The organism is Rhodococcus sp. 21391, assembly GCF_016772255.1.
Classification (GTDB): domain Bacteria; phylum Actinomycetota; class Actinomycetes; order Mycobacteriales; family Mycobacteriaceae; genus Rhodococcus_F; species Rhodococcus_F opacus.
Window position 1 is genome coordinate 395819 of record NZ_CP063781.1, and the last position, 22108, is coordinate 417926.

The following is a 22108-nucleotide window of genomic DNA, read 5'->3' on the forward strand; positions in this document are numbered from 1 at the left end:
CTGCGCGGATCACAGCATATGACCACCGACGCATTCGGTCGAGAAAGTGACCACCGACATAAGGGAGAGCAATGAATCTCGTGGACGACGCCCGCGCCCTCCAGGGCGACCTCGTGCAATTGCGTCGCGTACTGCACCGCGAACCGGAGGTCGGACTGGACCTGCCGCGCACGCAGGAACGTGTCCTCGAGGCGTTGGACGGCCTGCCGCTCGAGATCTCGACGGGAACGAACACGACGTCGGTGACCGCGGTGCTCCGCGGCGGCAGGCGCTCGATCGACGCCACGCAGACGGTGCTGCTGCGCGCCGACATGGACGGACTCCCGGTCACCGAACAGACAGGACTCGACTTCGCTGCGCAGAACGGCGCCATGCACGGATGCGGACATGATCTGCACACCGCTGCGCTGGTCGGCGCGGCGCACCTGCTCAGCCGTCATCGCGACCACTTGGCGGGTGACGTCGTCCTGATGTTCCAGCCCGGCGAGGAGGGGTGGGACGGCGCCAAGGTCATGGTGGACGAGGGTGTGCTCGACGCCGCCGGGCGCCGCGCCGACACCGCCTACGGCATGCACGTCTTCTCCTGCCAGAAGCCGCAGGGGCGGTTCTTCTCCAAGGCGGGCACGCTGCTCGCCGCGTCGTACAAGCTGACCGTCACGGTGCGCGGGGCGGGCGGCCACGGATCGTCCCCGTCGACTGCCCGGGATCCGATCACCGCGCTGGCCGAGATGATCACGTCGCTGCAGACGATGGTCACCCGGACGTTCGACGTGTTCGACCCCGTCGTGGTGACGGTCGCGAACGTGCAGGCCGGGTCGCGGCACAACATCATTCCCGACGATGCGCGGTTCGAGGCGACGGTGCGGTGCTATTCGCCCACCACGTACGAGAAGGTCCCGGCGGCGCTGCGCCGGGTGCTGGAGGGGGTGGCGTCCGCGCAACGCGTCGAGGTCGACGTCACCGTGGCCCCCGAGTTCCCGATGACAATCAATGACGTGGACGAGGTCGCGTTCGGTGCCGAAGTGGTCAGCGACCTCATGGGCGAGGACCGATACGAGACGGTCACCCATCCGATGGCAGGGTCCGAGGACTTCTCCTACGTCCTGCAGGAAGTGCCCGGTGCGTTCATCGGACTGGGCGCGTGCATGCCCGGTGCCGATCCCGCGGCCGCTCCGATGAACCATTCGCCCCGAGCGCAATTCGACGACGCGGTGCTCGCCGACGCCGCCACCATCTACGCCGGACTGGCCGTTCGACGGCTGGACAAGGCCCGATCCGACAATGCTGCTGTGGCGGCGGGGAGCGACGCACGATGACCGAGATCGCCACCGAGAGCGGGACCGTGAACACCGTCCAGCAGAGATCCGAGCGCTGGGAGAAGGCGCGCGCGATCGTCGGCGTGGGCACGGGCAACGGGATCGAGTACTTCGACTGGACCGTCTACGCGACGTTCGCCGCGTTCTTCGCCCCGCAGTTCTTCCACACCGGCTCCGCGGTCTCCGACCTGCTCGCGTCGTTCGGAGTCTTCGCTGTCGGATTCGTCGCCAGACCGTTCGGCGGTCTGCTGTTCGGCTGGCTGTCGGATCGGCGGGGACGCAAACTGTCGATGACGCTCGCCGTCGGACTGGCGGCCGTCGGCAGTCTCGTCATCGGTCTGACGCCGACCCATCAGACGATCGGCGTCGCGGCGGCGGTGGTCCTCGTCGTGGCGCGTCTCGCGCAGGGTGTCGCGCACGGCGGCGAGTTGCCGTCCGCGCAGACCTACATCGTCGAATTCGCGCCGACGGCCCGGCGTGGACTGTGGTCGAGTCTCATCTACATTTCCAACACCACCGGGGTCGTCGTCGGCACGCTTCTCGGCGCATTGCTCACGACGACGCTGAGTTCGGAACAGATGGCCGACTGGGGTTGGCGGGTGCCGTTCCTGCTGGGCGGCGTGCTCGGGCTGTTCGTGTTGTGGATGCGGTCCCGGATGAAGGAGACCGAAGTCTACGAGGAGTCGGGTGACGAGTCCGCGAAGCAGTCGATGTGGCAGCTGTTCCTGGCGCACCGGCGGCAGGTGTTCCAGATCCTGTTCTTCACCGTCGGCGGCACCGTCGTCTACTACGTGTGGGCCGTGTCGGCGCCGGCCTACGCGATCGCCGTCCGGGGCATCGATCCGTCCGGCGCACTGTGGGCGGGGGTCGGCGCGAACCTCGTATTGATTGCGTCCCTGCCGTTGTGGGGTGCGTTGTCGGACCGGATCGGACGCAAGCCGGTGCTGTACATCGGCAACGTCGGTATCGCTGCCCTGCTGTTCCCGCTCAACGCCATGATCGGGCACAGCGCGGTCACGCTGTTCTTCGCGATGGCGATCGCCCTGTTCGTGATGGGCGCGATCCTGTCCGTCATGCCGGCGATGATGGCCGAACTGTTCCCGACCGGGTTGCGTGCCGCCGGTGTCGGGGTGCCGTACTCGATCGGTGTGGCGGCGTTCGGCGGGACCGCGGCGTATGTCCAGACGTTCTTCGCCGACCGCGGTACGCCGGACCTCTTCGAGTGGTATGCGCTCGCGCTGGTCGCGGTCTCGATCGCCGCACTGTTTACGATCCCCGAGACCCGGGGACAGGATCTCGCGTCCCAGACGTAGCGCACGTGAGTGGCAACGCGTGCTCCCGTACGCTTTGCCACTCACGCGCGGGGGAGGCCCTATCTTGAAGCGGTGAAGACACACTCGGTACGGATGGCGCGAGCCGCGGCAAGCGTCGCGATCGCATCGCTGACGGTGGGCGGCACCTGCCTCGCCTCCCCGGCCGCGTTCGCGGACGAGGCCGAACGCGCGCCGGGGAGCGTCGTGGAGGTCGAGTCTCTGCCCGTCGACCTCTGGATCCCCGGCGCCGCCGACGCGCAGCGAATCACCTACTGGTCGATCGGGTCCGACGGGAGCCCCGCACTCAGCAGCGGCGCCCTGTACGTGCCGCCGGGGGAGGCGCCCGACGGGGGATGGCCGGTGGTCGCGTGGGCGCACGGCACGTCCGGTCTCGCGGACGACTGTGCGCCCTCGCTCGTCGGGCCTGCGCTCCCCGAGCGGGACTACCCGTACCTCGGACGCTGGCTCGACCAGGGATACGCCGTCGTCTCCACCGACTACGTCGGCCTCGGCACACCGGGTGTGATGCCGTACCTCGACGGAAAGGTCGAGGCGCACAGCGTCGTCGACTCGGTGAAGGCCGCCCGCGCCGTCGACGAGTCCCTGTCGAACAAGTGGGTCGTGGTCGGCCAGTCGCAGGGCGGCGGCGCCGCGATCACCACCGCCCGCTACGCCACCGAGTACGGCGGCGAGACGCTCGACTACCGCGGGGCCGTGGGAACGGGTGTGCCCGCGAACATCGAGCTGACACTGCTGCCGCTCGGCCCGGGAGTGCCGCCCACGGCGATCCCCGCCGGCCTCACGTCGTACCTGTTCTACATCCTCGCGGGACTGCGGTCGGCGCACCCCGAGATCGACCTCGACTCGTATCTCACCCCGCTCGGCGCCCACTACGTGAACGCCGCGGAGCAGCTGTGCGTCAACGACCTCCACGACGCCGCGGAGGGTGTGGTGGTCGGCGCCCTGTTCAGTAAGCCGCTGAACCAGATCCCGAACTTCCACGGACTGCTCGTGGACTACATGGGCGTCCCGACGAGCGGGTACGACCGTCCCCTGTTCATCGGGCAGGGGCTCACCGACATCGACGTGCCCGCGCCCTCGGCGTTCTCGCTGGTCGCGGCGCTGACCGCCAACGGTGAGCCGGTCATGTTCAAGACCTATCCCACCGACCACAGCGGCACGCTCGTCGATTCGCAGGCCGACACCATCCCGTTCGTGCGGGGGCTGTTCGACTGAGTGAACGCGGCACTGTCCAGATTCCGGACAGTTGCTCGCCGCGCCCGCAGGCACTATGGCGTGGGTCACACTGGGTGGGTACGTTCGGGTGTGAGTCGTGCACCGGTGCACGACCTGACCCGCGCGCGGCAAGGAGTCGAGGTTGGAGTTTGGCGGCATGACCGGGCACGCGGCGATGCGGCCGGAGATCGCGTTGTCCTGGAAGCGTTCGGCGCTCAGCGGCCTGGAACCGAGTTCGACGCCGACCGGTGACTCCTGCTCCGACCTGGACAAGTCCAGCCGGCTGTTGCAGGCGGCCCGGCCCGTCCTCGACGAGATGGAACAGCAGATCCAGGGCACCGGATTCTGTGTCCTGCTCGCCGACCGCGACTGCCGCATCGTCGCCCGGCTCTTCGACGGCCCCCGACTCGAGCGTCTGATCGACGGCGCCGGGGCGGTGCTGGGGTCGAGGTTCGGCGAGGACTGCGTCGGGACCACCGCGCTGGGGACTCCGATGGAGGTCCGGCGTGGAGTCGTGATTCACGGCGAGGAGCATTACCTCGAGCGGTTCAAGGACCTCAGCTGTTACGGACACCCGATCGTGCATCCGGTGACGCGCCGCGTCGAGGGCATCCTCGACATGACGGGCGTCGCGTCGCGTGCCAACCCGCTGTTCGCCCCGTTCCTGGCCCGCGCGGCGGGGGACATCGAACGACGGCTGCTCGAAGGGTCCAGGGTGTCTCAGCAGCGGCTCGTGGACGCGTTTCAGCGGGTCTCGCCGCAGAATCAGATGGCGGTCACCGCGATCGGCGAGGACATCCTGCTCAGCAATCGGGTGGCGCTCGACCTGCTCCAGGTGTCCGATCACGCGACGCTGCGGGGGCTTGCCGCGGACCTGCGTCCGGAGCAGTCGAAGACGGTGCGCATCCAACTGTCCTCGGGCGAACCGGCGTTGGTCCGCGCCGACCGCGTGGCAGGCACGGACGGCGGGGCCGTGTTCGTCGTCCGGCCGGACCGCCGGACCAGCACCCCCATCCGGCGCGGCAAGTCCCCGTCGAGTTCCGTCGTCGAACGCAGCAGGTCGGAGTTGTCGCGGCTGCGCGGGACCCGGGATCCGGTGGTGATCAGCGGCGAACCGGGAACCGGCAGGACGACGGCGGTCCGCGACCTGGCCGGCGACCGGTCGCTCGTATGCATGGACGCCACCGCCATCGCTCTCGACGGCGCCGAGGCCTGGACCGACCGACTTCTCTCGCTGGCGGCGGGACCCTCCGCGGTCCTGGTGATCGAGGAAGTGCAACTGTTGCCCGAGTCGATGCTGCCGCTGGTCGTGAAGATGCTGGCGGCCGACGCGGGGCCACGCATCGTGATGACGAGTTCTCCTCTGGGTGACCTGCCGCCGGGCGTGGCGGGTCTGGTGGGCCGCTGTCCCGGACAGGTAGTGCTTCCGCCGCTGCGGCAACGCAGCCGCGAATTCGCGGACATAGCGCAGGGGATCCTCGATTCGGTCCGTCCCGATCTCCGGCTCACGGCGAGCGCGCTCGACGCTCTGATCGCCCGCGACTGGCCGGGCAACATCGCGGAACTGTCCGTCGTGCTGCAGGCCGCCGCGGGCAGACGCAGCAGCGCGAACATCGCTGTCGCGGATCTGCCCGACCAGTATCGGACGCCGACGCGGGTGTCCCGGCTGGCCGGCCGCGAGCGCGCCGAACGCCAGGCCATCGTCGACGCACTGCAGGAATGTGGCGGCAACAAGGTGCACGCCGCGGCCGCGCTCGGCATCAGCCGCAGCACGCTCTACGTCCGGATCCGAGCCCTCGATATCACCGTCTAGCTGCAGTTTCATCCACCGATCCGCGACCGTCCGGAGGTGTCCGAAGTCAGGACAGTTAGTGATATGGCAACCAGTGCACTATGAGCCACGTCACATTCACAACTTCGGAGGTTTTGATGACAGCGACGATCGAACCCAGCCAAGCGGAACTCTTGCCGTCGGTACGGAACTTTCTGTCCGGCACCAAGCGATTCCTCGTCGGAGGGCAGTGGGTGGAATCAGCGAGCGGCGAGACGTTCGAGACGATCGACCCGGCCACCGGGCAGGTGCTGACCACCGTCGCGCGCGGTGGCGCCGAAGACGTCGACCGCGCGGTCCGGGCCGCTCGCACGGCATTCGACGAGGGCCCGTGGGCGACCATGAAGCCCAACGAGCGGGAACGGCTGATCTGGCGGGTCGGCGACATCCTCTCGGAGCGCGCCGAGGAATTCGGCCAGCTCGAGGCGCTGGACAACGGCAAGTCGGCGGGCATCGCGGCCGCTGTCGACGTCGCCTGGTCGGCCGACATCTTCCGCTACTTCGCGGGCTGGGCCACCAAGATCGAGGGCAGCACGGTCAACGTGAGCATGCCGTTCGTCCCCGGTGGCCAGTTCCATGCGTACACGCTGCGTGAACCCGTCGGCGTCTGCGGTCTGATCGTTCCCTGGAACTTCCCGTTGCTGATGGCCGCGTTCAAGCTGGCCCCCGCGCTCGCCGCAGGCAACACGGTGATCCTCAAGCCCGCGGAGCAGACCCCGCTCACCGCGATCCTGCTCGGTGAGGTGTTCGAGGAGGCCGGCTTCCCGCCCGGCGTCGTCAACATCGTCACCGGCTACGGCGACGCGGGCGCGGCACTGTCGGCCCACGACGACGTCGACAAGATCGCGTTCACCGGCTCCACCGAGGTCGGGAAGAAGATCGTCGACGCCGCCAGGGGCAACCTGAAGAAGGTGTCGCTCGAACTCGGCGGCAAGAGCGCCAACGTCGTGTTCGCGGATGCGGACTTCGACGCCGCCGTCACCGGATCGCTCAACGCCTGGCTGTTCAACCACGGCCAGTGCTGCGTCGCCGGCACCCGGATGTTCGTCGAGGACAGCATCTTCGACGACTTCACCGCAGCGGTCGCCGAGGCCGCCGGCCAGGTCAAGATCGGCCCAGGACTCGACCCCACCACCCAACTCGGACCGCTGGTGTCGCAGGAACAGTTCGACAAGGTCACCGGCTACCTGGCCGCCGGACTCGCCGACGGCGCCCGCGCCCTCACCGGCGGAAAGCGCTGGGGCGACACCGGCTTCTACGTCGAGCCGACGGTGTTCGTGGACGTGAAGCCCGAGTTCAGCATCGTCGAGGAGGAGATCTTCGGCCCCGTCGTCGCAGCGCTCCCGTTCAACGCAGAGGAGGGAGTCGCAAAGGCGGCGAACAGCAGCATCTACGGCCTCGCCGCCGGAATCTGGACCAAGGACCTGTCCAAGGCCCACCTCACGGCCCGTCAGCTCAAGGCCGGTTCGGTGTGGATCAACCAGTACAACGGGTTCGACACCGCCATGCCGTTCGGCGGATACAAGCAGTCCGGGTGGGGACGTGAGCTCGGGGCCACCGCCATCGATCTCTACACCCAGACCAAAGCCGTCAACATCGCACTCTGACCGTCACTCAACGAGGAGAGAAGACATGAAGACCAAAGCAGCGGTTCTGTTCGAGACGCACAAGCCGTTCGAGATCATCGAACTCGATCTGGACGGTCCGGGTCCCGGCGAAGTGCTCATCAAGTACGTCGCGGCAGGCCTGTGCCACTCGGACCTGCACCTCACCGACGGCGATCTGCCGCCGCGTTTCCCCATCGTCGGCGGGCACGAGGGTTCCGGCATCATCGAGGAAGTCGGCCCCGGTGTCACCAAGGTGAAGCCCGGCGACCACGTGGTCTGCAGCTTCATCCCGAACTGCGGCACGTGTCGGTACTGTGCCACCGGCCGCCAGAACCTGTGTGACATGGGCGCCACGATCCTCGAGGGGTCGATGCCCGACGGATCGTTCCGGTTCCACTCGGGCAAGCAGGATTTCGGTGCCATGTGCATGCTCGGCACGTTCGCGGAGCGCGCCACCATCTCCCAGCACTCGGTGGTGAAGGTGGACGACTGGCTCCCGCTCGAGACCGCCGTCCTCGTCGGCTGCGGTGTGCCGTCCGGTTGGGGCACCGCGGTGTACGCCGGCGGAGTTCGCGCCGGTGACACCGTCGTCATCTACGGCATCGGCGGACTCGGCATCAACGCGGTGCAGGGCGCGGTCAGCGCCGGCGCCAAGTACGTCGTGGTGGTGGATCCGGTGGCCATGAAGCGGGAGGCCGCGCTGAAGTTCGGCGCCACCCACGCGTTCGCGGACGCCGCGACCGCGGCGGAGAAGGTCAACGAACTGACCTGGGGACAGGGCGCCGATCAGGCCCTCATCCTCGTGGGCACTGTCGACGAAGAGGTGGTGCAGAACGCGACCGCCGTCATCGGCAAGGGCGGCACCGTCGTCATCACCGGCCTCGCCGACCCTGCCAAGCTCACCGTGCACATCTCGGGAACCGACCTGACCCTGAACCAGAAGACGATCAAGGGTTCGCTGTTCGGCTCGGCCAACCCGCAGTACGACATCGTCCGACTGCTACGCCTGTACGACGCGGGTCAGCTCAAGCTCGACGAGCTGATCACCACCAAGTACACGCTCGAGCAGGTGAACGAGGGCTACCAGGATCTGCGGGACGGAAAGAACCTGCGTGGCGTGATCGTCCACCAGCAGTAGGCGGCTTCGCCGCCCGTGCGCCTTTCTGGTTGTGCTAGCTACCAGAAAGGCGCACGGGCGCTCCGCGCCACACGTCGGCGAGCAGGTCGTACGTCTTCAGCCAGGACTCGGTGTTCTCGGCATGGGAGGCGACGATCAGCTCGTCGGCCTGCGCGTGCTCTGCGAATTCGTCGAGGTACGTCTTGACCTCGGTGGGGGTGCCGACGGCCGAGTAGCGCACCATCTGCGCGACCTGCTGACCCGCCGGGGACGTCATGATGAGGTCGACCTCCTCGGGGGTGAACTTCTGCCCGCGACCGACCATCTGCACCACCCGCCGCCGCAGGGACGCTTCGAACTGCCGGTGCGCGTCCTCGGTGGTGTCCGCGGCGATGGCGTTGACGCCGGCGATGACGTACGGCTCGGACAGATCCTCGGACGGCTCGAACCGCTCCCGGTACAGCGTGACGGCATCGACGAGCGAGTCGGGGGAGAAGTGGGACGCGTTGGCGTAGGGGAGTCCGAGCTTCGCGGCGAGCTGTGCGCCGAACGTCGAGGACCCGAGGATGTAGAGGGGAACGTTCGTACCCTTGCCGGGGATCGCGTCGACGCCGGGAACCCGTGACACACCGCGGAGGTATGCCTGGAGTTCCAGCACGTCCTGCGGGAAGCGGTCCGCGGACGCCGGGTCGCGGCGCAGCGCATACATCGTCTTCTGATCACTGCCCGGGGCGCGTCCGAGTCCGAGGTCGATGCGACCGGGGTGCAGTGTCTCGAGGGTGCCGAACTGCTCCGCAATCGTCAGCGGCGCGTGGTTCGGCAGCATGATGCCGCCGGCGCCGAGCCGGATGCTCTCGGTGTGCGCGGCGACGTGCGCGATGAGGACGCTCGTCGCGGATGAGCCGATCGACGGCATGTTGTGGTGCTCCGCGTACCAGATGCGGCGGTACCCGCGGGTCTCCGCGAGTTGCGCGAGCTTCACGCTCGCATCGAAACTGTCCCGCGCCGTGTCGCCCTCGCGGATGTAGGCCAGATCGAGAATCGACAGAACAGCGCTCACGGGATTCGTCACCTTTCGTCACCAAGAACAGGCGCGTGAGGTTGGCCTCGCGCACTACCTCTGGGTTCAACCGCAGAGGTAGTGCGCGTATTCCGGGCGACCGGAACGGTCAGGCGTCGACGAGGGGACGCAACGTGCGCCCGGTGAGTTCGACGATGCCGGGTTCGTGCCCGTTGGCGACGAGATTGAGGACGATGCCGTCGATTCCTGCGTCGAGGACACGGGCCTTCAGCTGTTCGGCCACCTCGTCGGGGGCGCCGCAGAACTGCCGGTCGGTGGCGGCGGCGCGTTCCTCGTCCGACGCCTTCGACAGGTCGACACCCTGCGTGAGCAGGAAGTCGTGCTGGAGCTGCCGGGCGCGGTCGCCGTCCTCGTCGATGATGACGAAGGCGAGATAGCTGGTCTCCAGCGTGGACCGGTCGCGACCGATCTCCGAGCACCGGGCATCGAGAGCCTCGAGCTTGCGCGGCAGTTCGCGGGCGTTGCAGATGATGTTCAGGTGGTCCGCGAACCGGGCGGCGAGACCGAACGTCTTCTTCTCACCGCCACCTCCGAGCATGATCGGCAGGTTGTCGCGGATCCGTGGCTCGTTGATCGCGTTCTCGACGTGATACCACTTGCCGTCGAACGTCGGACGTTCGCCGTGCAGCATCGGCGCGATGATCTGCAGTGCCTCGTCGAGTCGTTCGAATCGGTCGGTGAACGTGCCGAACTCGTAGCCGTACTGCTTGTGCTCGAGTTCGAACCAGCCGGCGCCGATTCCGAGGACGGCCCGTCCGCCGCTGGCGACGTCCAGGGTGGTCACCGCCTTGGCGAGCATGGGAGGGTTGCGGTAGGTGTTGCCGGTGACCAGGGCGGACAGCTGGATGGTGTCGGTGGCCGTGGCGAGGGCGCCGAGGGCGGTGTACGCCTCGAGCATCGGTTCGTCGGGCGCACCGATACCCGGCAGTTGATAGAAGTGGTCCATCACGAATGCGGTGTCGAAGCCCGCGGATTCGGCCTCGCGGGCCTGCGCGACGACGGTCGGGAACAGGTCCGCGACGGGGGTGGAGTAACTGAAATTCGGCATCTGGTATCCAAGGCGAATAGTCACCCGTTCGACGCTACTCGGATGTCGGCGTGGGCACCTCCCCGAATTCGAGGGTGGGTAGGTGCGCACCCTGGGGTGCCTGGCGGAGGCGGTGCGGGTCGAGCAAGCTGTTGATTGGTGCCACAGCAGTCGCCGATCCGACATCCGCGACGACTCTGCGCAGTGGGGTGATGGAGTGCAGAGCGCAGCAGCCCGAGGGGGAAAGATGAACTTCGATTTCGATTCGCAGCAATCCGGTGGTACGGCGTGCGCCTGCCCGGAAAGGCCCACGCTTGTCCGGCCCGATGTCGCCATCGTGGAACGCCCGCTCGGGCACCCGACGCGATCGACGGTGGGCGCCTTCCCGCTGACCGCGGCGCAGCGGTCCATCTGGTTCGCGCAACAGCTCACACCGGAGATCCCGTACGTCATCGCCCACTACGTAGATCTGCGCGGTCCGGCCGAACTCGCCGTTCTGCGTGACGCCACCCGTCGCGCGAATCGCGAATTCGGCTGGGGGTCGGTGCGCCTGGTGGACATCGACGGGCAGCCGCATCAGGTCGTGGACCCGACCGTCGACGACCGGGTGCCGACCACCGACCTTCGCGGCGAGGACGATCCGGTCGACGCTGCTCACCGCTGGATGCGGAACGATCGGAGCGCTCGCACCGACATGTACGACGGACCGCTCCTCGTCTCGCACGTTCTGCAACTGGGCGACGATCACTATTACTGGTACTCCCGCGCTCACCACATCGTGTCGGACGGGTACGCCGCGATGATGCTGATGAGCCGTACGGCCGAACTGTATGTCGCTGCCATCGAGGGCAGGGAACCGCCGGACAGCCGAATCGTGGGACCGGAACCTCTCGTGCGAGAAGACGCGACCTACCGTGCCTCCACCCGGTTCGCCCGCGACCGCGACTACTGGCGCGGCACCGGCGGCGACCCGGCTTCGGTCCTCAGCCTCAGCGGCCGCACGGCGCGACCCGTCACCGACGCCCGGACGGCGACCGGGCACACGAGTCCGAGCGGGAACTCACGGAATTCGACGGCTGTGACGGTCGCCGCCTTCGCCGCCTACCTTGCCAGGACGACCGGCGTCGACGACGTCGTCCTCTCGTTGCCGGTGTCGGCGAGAACGACGGCCCGCCTCAGGTATTCGGGCGGTTCGGTGTCCAATGTGATCCCGTTGCGGTTGAAGGGGATCGGTTCTGCCACAGTCCGTCATTCGGTCGGAACCGCCGAGGCGGCGTTGACGGCGGCACTGCGCCATCAACGCTACCGCCGCGAGGACATCGGCCGGGACCTCGCCACGGGTGGTGTCGAACTCATGCATTTCGGTCCGGTGGTCAACGTCATGATGTTCACGAAGGAGATCACGCTCGGCGCCGTGAACGGGACGGTCCGGGTGCTCACCACCGGTCCCGTCGCCGACCTCGCCGTCAACATCTATCCTGGGGCCGAGGGCAGTGCCGCCCGCATCGACTTCGAGGGAAACCCGGCACTGTACGACCACGCCGAACTGACCGGACATCACGCGCGTTTCCTCGCCTACCTCGACCGGTTCACCGAATCGCTCGAGTCGGAACGACCGGTCGCCGACCTCGACGTCTTCTTCGCCGGCGAGCGCGAAGATTTCGCTCCCGCGCAGGGACGTCCGGATGCCGACCCGATCACACTCGATCGTCTCCTCGCGGGGACCGTCGCGGACGCCCCGGGGGCGATCGCGATCCGCGACCGCGGGCGGGAACTGTCCTACGGCGACCTGGACCGGCTCGCCGGCCGGCTCGCCCGCGTCCTGACCGGCCGGGGTATCGGCCCCGAGAGCATCGTCGCGGTCTCCATCCCGCGGTCGCTCGAGTCGGTGCTGGCGTTGTGGGCCGTCGCGAAGGCCGGCGCGGCCTACGTGCCGATCGATCCCTCACACCCGAGCGCTCGCATCGCGTACACCCTGGAAGATTGCGGCGCGACGGTCGGGCTGACCGTCCGCACGGAGCGCGCCCGACTGCCCGGCACCGTCGCATGGCTGACCATCGATATCGACGACCTCGAAAACCTCTGTGAAGAAACCCTCCCCGGTGCGGAACGGACCCGTCCGCTACTCGTGGACCATCCCGCGTATCTGATCTACACGTCCGGATCGACGGGAGCGCCGAAGGGCGTCGTCGTCACCCATCGCGGCCTTGCCAACCTCGCCCAGGAGATTCGGGACAAGTACGCGGTGTCCGCGCGTTCTCGTGTCCTGCATTTCGCCTCACCGAGCTTCGACACCGCGCTCGTCGAAGTACTCGCGGCCTGTGTCGGCGGCGCGACGCTCGTCGTGACCCCGCCCGGGGTGTTCGGCGGTGAGGAACTGTCACGACTGTTGCGCGACGAACACGTCACTCACCTCCTGATGACGCCGTCCGCCCTGGCCGCCATCGATCCCTGCGCGATGGACGAACTGGAGTTGGTGCTGGTCGGAGGGGAGGTGTGTCCGCAGGAGCTGGCGCGGCGGTGGGCCGGTGGCCGGACCATGCGGAACGCGTACGGTCCGACGGAGACGACGTGCAGCGTCACTCTCACGGATCCGGTGTCGCCGGACGAGCGGATGACGATCGGCTCTCTCATGCGCGGTGTGGACGCCGTGGTTCTGGATCACCGTCTACGTCCGCTTCCACCGGGCGCTGTCGGTGAGCTGTACCTCGCCACCCCGGCACTCGCCCGCGGCTACCATCGGCGCCACGGGCTGACCGCTGCCCGGTTCGTCGCCGACCCGTTCGGCCGCAGCGGATCCCGGATGTTCCGCACCGGGGACGTGGTGCGGTGGACGGCGGCAGGGACGCTCGAGTTCCTGGACCGAGCGGACGACCAGATCAAGATCCGAGGGTTTCGTGTGGAGCTGGGCGAGATCAACGCCATGCTGAACACGCATCCGGGCGTCGCCTTCGCCGCGACGGTGGTGCAACGGAATCCGGCCGGCGACCCGAACCTGGTGTCCTACATCATGGCCGACGGGGACGCGTCGATCGATCGCGAAACGTTGAAGGCGCACCTGGCACGGTTTCTGCCGGAATACATGGTTCCGAAATCGATCATGCTCGTGAACTCGATCCCGTTGACTCCGACGGGAAAGCTCGACCGGGCGGCGCTCCCGCTGCCGGAGTTCGGCTCGGATTCGGTGATTCATCGTGACCCCGAGACCCCGGCCGAGCGCCGCGTCGCGCGGGTGTTCGCCCAGGTGCTCGGCGTAGATTCGGTCGGCGCCGACGATTCCTTCTTCGATCTCAGCGGCGATTCACTGTCGGCCATCCGGGTGGTCGCGACGATCAACGCCGAGTTGGGCACCACGCTGGGCGTGCGCGAACTCTTCGACGCACCGACGGTCGCGGCACTCGCACGGACGATCGCGGAGGCCGGCGCACACCCGCAGAACGCGGGGCGCCCCCCACGGGCCGACGTTGGGCGCCGCACCACTGCCGGACCTGGTGCCGCTGTCCCCGTCGCAGTACTTCATCGACCGCACCGTCGTGGAACCCGCTCTCCACAACATCCCGTTCACGGTACGAGTGCGCGGCGGATTCGACGTCGACGCGCTGCGCTCGGCGATGGCGGATGTGCTGGGCCGGCATCGTTCGCTGCGGACGGTGTTTCCCGACTCGCCGTCGGGCCCGTACCAGCATGTGCTCGACGTGGCCGATGCGCTGCCCGACCTGACTCCGGTCGAGACCGGCGCCGCGGACGTGGAAGCGCAGACGTCGGAACTGCTGTCCGCGGGATTCGACGTGCGGCGCGAGCCTCCTCTGCGTGCCCGGCTGTTCCGGCTCGGCGACGGCGACCACCTTCTGGCCTGCGTCGTCCACCACATCGCGGCCGACGGCTGGTCGCTCGCACCCTTGGCGCGAGATCTCGCCGACTCGTACCGTGCCCGGTCGACGGGCAGTGAGCCCGTGTGGGAGCCGCCGGTCGTGCATTACGCCGACTACACGGTGTGGCGGCGGGCATTGCTGGGCGACGAGAACGACCCGGACAGCGTCGCGTCCCAGCAGATCGCCCACTGGACGAAGGAACTGTCGGGACTTCGGGGGGAGCTTGCGCTGCCCACCGATCGCCCCAGGCCGCATCAGTGGACCTATCGAGCGGGACGACTTCCGTTCTCGCTCGACGAGCATGCGCACCGAGGCCTGCTGGCCACCGCGCACGAGCACCACGCCAGCCTGTTCACGGCGCTCAGGTCGGCAGTGGCGGTCCTGCTCGCCCGCGTCAGCGGCGACCCCGACATCGCGATCGGAACTCCGATCGCGGGCCGGGGAGACCCGGCGCTCGACGACGTGGTGGGAATGTTCGTCAACACACTCGTTCTGCGCACCCGGGTCGACCCGACGATGACGCTGTGCGACATCGTCGATCGGTCACGCGGCGTGGAGCTTCGCGCTCTGGCAAACGCCGACGTGCAGTTCGAGCGACTCGTCCAGGTGCTCGATCCGCCGAGGTCACCGTCCCTGCACCCGCTGTTCCAAGTCGCGCTGTCGCTGAACAACTTCGCTCCCGCAGCCCTGAACGTGTCCGGGCTCGACTTCGAGGTCACACCCCGTCCACTCGACATCGCCAAGTGCGATCTGCATTTCCACTTCACCGAACGTCACGACGTCGACGGGCGGCCCGACGGTATCGATGCCGAACTGGTGTATTCCGCCGACCTCTACGACGCGTCCACCGCACAGGGTTTCGTCGACACGCTGCACACCGTCGTAGACCCGATCGGTAGGTGACCCCGCGGAATCGACGTGGTAGAGATAGCTCATGAGCGGCATCCGGAGATCTGGTCGGGCAGCGGCGCTCGTCGCGGTCGTCGTCGCACTGGCCGCCTGCTCCGACCAAGCCGGCACCGCAGTGAGCGAGCCGTCGACAACGACGACCGTGTCCGCCGCGGACACGTCCAGCGCCGAGGCGACCACGCCCGCGAGCCTGTCGTACACGGAGACGGAGTTGCAGGTCACGGGTTCCACCGGCCGTGTCGGCTACGACGTCCTCATCCCGCAGATCGAGGGTGGAAATCCGGCGGTCACCGCCGAGTTCAACGAATCGATGCGGGCCGCACTCCAGGACCAGATCGACGGCTCGGGCACCGACGCCTTCACGCTGAGCAGCCAGGAGCACAGCGTCGCGCACATCGGCGAGCATGTGATCAGCGGTCTGCTGGTGACGTCGTGGAATGCCGATCCGCCCGGTGCGCATCCCACCCCGATCGTCGCGACGGTGGTGGTGAATGCCGATACGGCCGCGCCGATTACGCTCGCCGATCTCTTCCCCGACCTGCCGGCGGGACTGCAGGCGCTGTCGGACGAATCCGCGCGTCTGCTCCCCGCGACGGTCGCGGGACCGGACTTCGAGCGCAGCGGCATCGAACCGACCGAGGCGAACTTCGCCAACTGGCTGGCCACCCCGGCAGGCATGGAGATCCATTTCAACGACTACCAGGTGGGACCGCACGCTATCGGACTCGTCACCGTCACCGTGCCGTGGGACGCCCTGGCCGACGTGATCGACCCCGCTCTCGCTCCCGTCGTGTCCAGTTAGGCGCTGCCCGACCGCTCACCGGGAACGAACCTGTGGCTGCCCCGGTGCCGCGACCTACCGTCCCAGACAGGCCTTGCTGCCGAATGTGTCTGTCGAATGGGAGAGGAGCGCGCCCGTGAGTGCACGCACCGAAGTTGATGCTCGTGCGAATCGGATCGGCGACGTGGACGCGGTTGTCGTCGGCGCGGGATTCGCGGGTCTGTACGCCGTCCACAAGTTGCGGAGCCTGGGTCTGACCGTCCAGGGTGTGGAGGCGGCGGGAGGCGTCGGCGGAACGTGGTTCTGGAATCGCTATCCCGGTGCCCGGTGCGACGTGGAAAGCGTCGACTACTCGTACTCGTTCTCGCGGGAACTCGAGCAGGAGTGGGATTGGAGCGAGAAGTACGCCACCCAGCCCGAGATCCTGGCATACATCAATCACGTCGCGGACCGGTTCGACCTGCGTGACCGTTTCCTGTTCGGAACCCGGGTGACCTCCGCGGAACTGGACGAGGAGACGCTCCGGTGGGAGGTGCGCACCGACCGCGGCGACGTCCTGTCCGCCCGGTACTGCATCTTCGCGACCGGTGCGCTGTCCACCGCGAACACGCCGAAAATCCCGGGCCGCGAATCGTTCACCGGCGACACCCATCACACCGGTCAGTGGCCGCACGAGGGTGTCGACTTCACCGGCAGGCGGGTCGGGATCATCGGCACCGGTTCCTCGGGAATTCAGTCGATTCCCCTCATCGCCGAGCAGGCCGAGCACCTGTACGTGTTCCAGCGCAGCGCCAACTACAGCGTCCCGGCGGGCAACCAGACGTGGGACGACGAGATGCGGCGCGCGATCAAGGCGGGATACGACGAGCGCCGACGGCTGTCCCGGGAGAGCGGTGGCGGCTCGCCCTACAACACGCATCCGAAGTCCGCGCTGGAGGTCTCCGACGAGGAACGTCGCGACGCCTATGAGACGCGATGGAAGCTCGGCGGGGTGCTGTTCGCGAAAACCTTTCCGGACCAGACGAAGACCGAGGCCGCGAACGCGACGGCACGCCAGTTCGCCGAGGAGAAGATCCGCCTGCTCGTCGACGACCCCGCCGTCGCGGACAAGCTGATCCCGAACGATCACCCGATCGGGACCAAGCGGATCGTCACCGACACCCACTACTTCGAAACGTACAACCGGCCGAACGTCACCCTGGTGGATCTGAAGGCGGCGCCGATCGAATCGATCAGCCCGTCGGGGATCACCACCGCCGACGCCGACTACGCCCTGGACACGCTGGTGTTCGCCACCGGATTCGACGCCATGACCGGCGCCCTCGACCGCATGCGGATCGTCGGGCGCGGCGGTGTGTCGCTTTCCGAGTACTGGAGTGAGGGACCGAAAACCTATCTTGGTCTGGGTGTTCCGGGGTTCCCGAACCTGTTCGTCGTGACGGGACCGGGCAGCCCGTCCGTGCTGGCGAACATGGTGCTCGGCGCCGAACAGCACGTCGACTGGATCGCGGACTGCATCGAGCACCTGTGGGAGAAGGGCCACGACGCGATCGAGGCGTCCGTCCCCGCCACCGAGCAGTGGGTGGAGCACTGCCGTGAGCTCGCAGCGCAGACCCTGTTCCCGTTGGCGAACTCCTGGTACATGGGCGCCAACATTCCGGGCAAGCCCCGCGTGTTCATGCCGTACCTCGGGGGCTTCGGCGCGTACGGGCGGATCTGCGCGGACGTCGCGGAGGAGGGGTTCCGCGGTTTCGAGTTCAGCCGATCCCGGGCGAGGCTGGCCGACCCGGTGGGATAGTTTCCCGGACATTGGTCAGCCGCGCAGGCAATTGCCTGCGCGGCTGACCATTTCGTGGGAGAACGGGGCGAGATCAGTCGGGGAGTGCGTACGTGGCCCACGCCTGCGCGAGCACGTCACCGTCCCACGTGGACGTGACGGCGACGTCCGCCATGCGTGTGCCGTCCTGGACGTACGTCTGCTGAAGCGAAGACGTGAAGCCCGCACCGGACGGCACGGCCCGCCGGATGCGGGTGCGGAACCTGCGGAGGGCACCGGGGAACTGCTCGGCGCAGTAGCGCTCCAGCAGGTCCACCGTCTGGTCGTCGGGTGTGACGGTCCCGGTGAAGCTGTTCGTCCAGAACTCGAAGACCAGCTGCTCGTCGCGGTTGCGGAAGCGGACGAGCAGGTCGTGGTCGCCCACCCTCCGGACCTGCGCGGACAGGGCGTCGTCCGACGTCCGGTGCGGTCGCAGCAGGAGGAAGTCCTGTTCGACGGCCGCCCCCGGCTCGGGTGCGACGACCACCCCGCTCGGGACGGCGTCGGCGCAGAGCCGGCGAACCTCCGCTGTGCACGGCTGCGAAGAGATGAGTGCGGCCATCGTTCCTCCCAATTCACGGGTATGTGATCCGCACGGTAGTCGTCGCGGCCGGTGAACGGGGGTGTGGTCCCTGTGATCGGGACGCCGACGTTCCGCCGAAGTGGGTGGATGCGAAAGCCTCTCGCTGAGTGGGAGAGTCGGGTACCGCTGCGGACCCGTCTCGCCGACTATGAGCTACACCACACCCCGAGGGTGTTCTTGACGTACAGCGAGGCGGAGGTAGACATGGCGCGCAACAGTGCCGTTGACGGCGACGAAGTCCGGATGATCGAAGTGGGATCGGCACCAACGCGTTTCGCGCGGGGGTGGCATTGCCTGGGTCTGGCGAAGACCTTCAAGGACGGCGCCCCGCATCAGATCGATGCGTTCGGCACGTCGCTGGTGGTGTTCGAGACGTCCGACGGGACCCTCAGTGTGCTCGACGCCTACTGCCGTCACATGGGTGGCAACCTGGCGCACGGCACCGTGAAGGGTGATTCCATCGCGTGTCCGTTCCACGACTGGCGCTGGGGCGGCAACGGCAAGTGCACGGGAATCCCGTACGCGCGACGTGTCCCGCCGCTGGCGCGGACCCGGGCCTGGACGACCATCGAGCGCAACGGGCAGCTCTACGTCTGGAACGACCCGCAGGGCAACCCGCCGCCCGCCGACGTGACGATTCCCGAGATCGAGGGATTCGGCTCCCCGGAATGGACCGACTGGACCTGGAATTCGCTGCTCGTCGAGGGCTCGCACTGCCGCGAGATCGTCGACAACGTGGTCGACATGGCGCACTTCTACTACGTCCACTTCTCGTTCCCGCGTTACTTCAAGAACGTCTTCGAAGGGCACGTGGCCACCCAGTACATGCAGTCGACACCCCGCCACGACATCTCGGTGGGCACCAGCTACGACGACCCCAATTCGACGCTGCGCTCGGACGCGTCGTACTTCGGCCCGTCCTACATGATCGACAAGCTGTGGAGCGAAGCGAACGGCATGATGATCGAGACGGTGCTGATCAACTGTCACTACCCGGTCACCGCGAATTCGTTCGTCCTGCAGTGGGGCGCCATGGTGAAGAAGCCCGAGGGGCTGTCCGACGAGGTGGCGAACGGAATGGCGGCGCAGTTCGCCGAGGGCGTGGAACTCGGGTTCAAGCAGGACGTCGACATCTGGCTGAACAAGTCGCGCATCGACAACCCGCTGCTGTCGGAGGAGGACGGGCCGGTGTACCAGCTGCGTCGCTGGTACCAGCAGTTCTACGTGGACGTCGAGGACATCACCGACGACATGACCAAGCGCTTCGAATTCGAGATCGACACCACCAGGGCGGTGCAGAGCTGGGAGGCGGAGGTTGCCGACAACCTCGCCAACGGCGTCGTGCCGCTCGACACCAACGCCTGAGCCCGGCTCCGAAAAGAAGGACACGACAGATGACCCACGAGGTTCTCGACAACATCATGGCGATCGCGGATCAGCTCCGCGATCAGGCGCCCGAGGCCGAGCGGATCGGCCGGCTGCCCGACGACACGGCGAAGAAGCTCCGTGAGGCCGGGCCGATCAAGCTTCTCCAGCCCGGCAAGTATGGCGGCTACGAGGCTCATCCGCGCGAGTTCGCGGAGACGGTGATGGCCGCGGCGTCCCTCGACCCGGCCACGGGCTGGGTGTGCGGCATCGTCGGCGTGCACCCCTGGCAGCTGGCGTTCGCCGACCCGAAGGTGCAGGACGAGGTGTGGGCGGCCGACTCCGACACTTGGATGGCCTCGCCGTACGCCCCGACCGGGATCGCGATGCCCGTCGACGGCGGCTACCTCTTCAGCGGTCGCTGGCAGTTCTCGTCGGGAACCGATCACTGCGACTGGATCTTCCTCGGCGCGATGCTCGGCGACAAGGACGGCGCGATGGCCCTGCCGCCGAAGATGCTGCACATGATCCTGCCGCGCAGCGACTACGAGATCGTCGAGGACTCGTGGAACGTCGTCGGGCTCAAGGGCACCGGTTCCAAGGACATCGTCGTCCGGAACGCCTTCGTCCCGGACTACCGGGTGATGGACGCCGACGAGGTCATGAACGGCACCGCGGTGCGGAAGTTCGGGCGCACCGAGACGCTGTACAACATGCCGTGGTCGACGATGTTCCCGCTCGGAATCTCCTCCGCCGTGGTGGGAATCGCCGAGGGCGCTCTGGCCGCTCACCTCGACTACCAGCGCGACCGCGTCGGCGCGCAGGGCACCGCGATCAAGGACGACCCCTACGTGCTGTTCGCGGTCGGCGAGGCCGCGGCCGACATCAATGCCGCCCGCCAGGAACTCCTCGCCAACGTCGACAGGATCTGGGGCCTCGTCGAGTCGGGCAGGGAGGTCACGTTCGAGGACCGTGCGGCCGGGCGCCGGACGCAGGTGCGTGCCGCGTGGCGTGCGGTCACCGCCGTCGACCAGATCTTCGCCCGCTCCGGCGGCAACGCGCTGCGCATGGACAAGCCGCTGCAGCGGTACTGGCGGGACGCGCACGCCGGTCTGGCGCACGCCATCCACGTGCCGAGCACCGTCTACCACGCCTCCGCGCTCAGCTCGCTCGGCCTCGACCCGGCCGACAACCTCAAGTCGATGATCTGACCGCCGTCGGACCTCGAAAATAGCAGAAGGACAACACATGACAGACATCAAGGGGCTTGGCTACGTCAAGATCCAGACCAACGACCTGGAGCGGTGGCGCACGTTCGCTTTCGACGTGCTCGGATTCGCCCAGGGCACGGGCTCGGACGAGGACGCCCTGTACCTCCGGATGGACGAGCGCGCGGCCCGCATCGTGATCGTGCCGGGCGAGACGGACGAGGTCGTCACCATCGGGTGGGAGGTCCGCGACCATGCAGGTCTGGTCCGTGTCCAGGAGGCGGTCGAGGGCGCCGGGATCGCCGTCAAACCGCTGTCGGTGGAAGAGGCCGACGCCCGCCGCGTCGAAGAGGTCGTCACGTTCCAGGATCCGACCGGTGCGACGATCGAGATCTTCCACGGCGCCGTCCTCGACCACAGCCCGGTGGTGACCCCGTTCGGCGCGAAGTTCGTCACGGGGGCGCAGGGTCTCGGCCACGTGGTGCTGCCGGTGATGGATTTCGGCGGCGCGTTCGACTTCTACACCGAGGTGCTCGGATTCCTGCCCCGCGGCGCCTTCCGCATCCCGGCACCGCCGGAGTTCGGTCCGATGCGGGTGCGCTTCCTGGGTGTCAACGAGCGGCACCACAGCCTGGCGCTGTGCCCGGCACCGCACGGCGGTGCACCGGGACTGGTGCACATCATGGTGGAGGTCGACACGCTCGACGCCGTCGGCCAGGCGCTCGACCGCGTCGTCAAGGACGGGTTCTCCGTCTCGTCGACCCTCGGCCGCCACACCAACGACAAGATGGTGTCGTTCTACGTGCGTGCCCCCGGCGGCTGGGACATCGAGTTCGGCACCGAGGGGATGAAGGTGGACGAGAAGTACTACTCCGCGGAGGAGATCACCGCCGACAGCTACTGGGGCCACGACTGGTCCGGAAGCGAGCCGCTGGCGGCCATGTAACGGGTGTCCGGGCCCGGTGCACGCATCCACTCGATGCATGTGCCGGGCCTTTGGGCTGTTCGGGGCCGTTCGCCCAGCACTATTGCAAATAGGTATATGC

General features: G+C 67.7%; 14 protein-coding genes and 1 pseudogene. 12 read left to right on the forward strand and 3 right to left on the reverse strand.

Annotated features, from left to right (window positions below):
* The first annotated feature begins 71 nt into the window (after window positions 1–71).
* From GO592_RS01920 to GO592_RS01945, 6 genes are all read left to right on the forward strand, one after another.
* The gene (locus GO592_RS01920; protein ID WP_007297601.1) at window positions 72–1316 is read left to right on the forward strand and encodes a M20 metallopeptidase family protein; all 1245 of its coding nucleotides are present in this window, start codon (window positions 72–74) and stop codon (window positions 1314–1316) included.
* On the forward strand, window positions 1313–2629 hold the full coding sequence (locus tag GO592_RS01925; RefSeq protein WP_007297602.1) for an MFS transporter: 1317 nt from the start codon (window positions 1313–1315) through the stop codon (window positions 2627–2629). Before GO592_RS01920 ends, GO592_RS01925 begins: the two co-directional genes overlap by 4 nt.
* 93 nt (window positions 2630–2722) lie before the next feature.
* Window positions 2723–3865 carry a lipase family protein gene (locus tag GO592_RS01930; protein WP_007297603.1) on the forward strand — a complete coding sequence of 381 codons (1143 nt, stop codon included), beginning with the start codon at window positions 2723–2725 and terminating at the stop codon, window positions 3863–3865.
* A gap of 157 nt (window positions 3866–4022) precedes the next feature.
* Window positions 4023–5678: a sigma-54-dependent Fis family transcriptional regulator gene (locus GO592_RS01935; protein ID WP_007297604.1), complete on the forward strand. Its 1656-nt coding sequence runs from the start codon at window positions 4023–4025 to the stop codon at window positions 5676–5678.
* Window positions 5679–5794: 116 nt separating this feature from the next.
* The gene (locus tag GO592_RS01940; RefSeq protein ID WP_005251153.1) at window positions 5795–7303 is read left to right on the forward strand and encodes an aldehyde dehydrogenase family protein; all 1509 of its coding nucleotides are present in this window, start codon (window positions 5795–5797) and stop codon (window positions 7301–7303) included.
* Between the two features lie 25 nt (window positions 7304–7328).
* Complete coding sequence (locus GO592_RS01945; protein ID WP_005258992.1) at window positions 7329–8441, forward strand: NDMA-dependent alcohol dehydrogenase; 1113 nt, start codon at window positions 7329–7331, stop codon at window positions 8439–8441.
* A gap of 34 nt (window positions 8442–8475) precedes the next feature.
* On the opposite strand, the gene GO592_RS01950 is transcribed toward GO592_RS01945, so the two are convergent.
* Together GO592_RS01950 and GO592_RS01955 are read right to left on the reverse strand one after the other, a co-directional pair.
* Window positions 8476–9480: an LLM class flavin-dependent oxidoreductase gene (locus GO592_RS01950; protein ID WP_007297605.1), complete on the reverse strand. Its 1005-nt coding sequence runs from the start codon at window positions 9478–9480 to the stop codon at window positions 8476–8478.
* A 109-nt stretch (window positions 9481–9589) separates the two neighbouring features.
* The gene (locus GO592_RS01955; RefSeq protein WP_007297606.1) at window positions 9590–10573 is read right to left on the reverse strand and encodes an LLM class F420-dependent oxidoreductase; all 984 of its coding nucleotides are present in this window, start codon (window positions 10571–10573) and stop codon (window positions 9590–9592) included.
* A 202-nt stretch (window positions 10574–10775) separates the two neighbouring features.
* Here GO592_RS01955 and GO592_RS01960 point away from each other — a divergent pair.
* From GO592_RS01960 to GO592_RS01970, 3 genes and pseudogenes are all read left to right on the forward strand, one after another.
* A pseudogene (locus GO592_RS01960) lies at window positions 10776–15303 on the forward strand (amino acid adenylation domain-containing protein).
* Between the two features lie 31 nt (window positions 15304–15334).
* Window positions 15335–16111, forward strand: a complete 777-nt coding sequence (locus GO592_RS01965) for an RsiV family protein (protein WP_007297607.1) — start codon at window positions 15335–15337, stop codon at window positions 16109–16111.
* A gap of 154 nt (window positions 16112–16265) precedes the next feature.
* A complete protein-coding gene (locus GO592_RS01970) occupies window positions 16266–17888 on the forward strand; it encodes a flavin-containing monooxygenase (RefSeq protein ID WP_039951348.1) in 1623 nt (540 codons plus the stop codon).
* A 73-nt stretch (window positions 17889–17961) separates the two neighbouring features.
* On the opposite strand, the gene GO592_RS01975 is transcribed toward GO592_RS01970, so the two are convergent.
* Entirely contained in the window at window positions 17962–18468 is a 507-nt protein-coding gene (locus GO592_RS01975) for a hypothetical protein (protein ID WP_007297609.1), read from the reverse strand.
* Between the two features lie 225 nt (window positions 18469–18693).
* On the opposite strand from GO592_RS01975, the gene GO592_RS01980 reads away from it, so the two are divergent.
* The 3 genes from GO592_RS01980 to bphC are packed head-to-tail and all read left to right on the forward strand — an operon-like array spanning window position 18694 to window position 22008.
* Window positions 18694–19854 (forward strand): Rieske 2Fe-2S domain-containing protein, encoded by a 1161-nt coding sequence (locus GO592_RS01980; RefSeq protein WP_007297610.1) that lies wholly within the window; start codon window positions 18694–18696, stop codon window positions 19852–19854.
* 29 nt (window positions 19855–19883) lie between these two features.
* Window positions 19884–21065, forward strand: coding sequence for an acyl-CoA dehydrogenase family protein (locus tag GO592_RS01985; RefSeq protein ID WP_007297611.1), 1182 nt, complete (start codon window positions 19884–19886; stop codon window positions 21063–21065).
* 37 nt (window positions 21066–21102) lie between these two features.
* Complete coding sequence (gene bphC, locus GO592_RS01990; protein ID WP_007297612.1) at window positions 21103–22008, forward strand: biphenyl-2,3-diol 1,2-dioxygenase; 906 nt, start codon at window positions 21103–21105, stop codon at window positions 22006–22008.
* Window positions 22009–22108 lie beyond the last annotated feature (100 nt).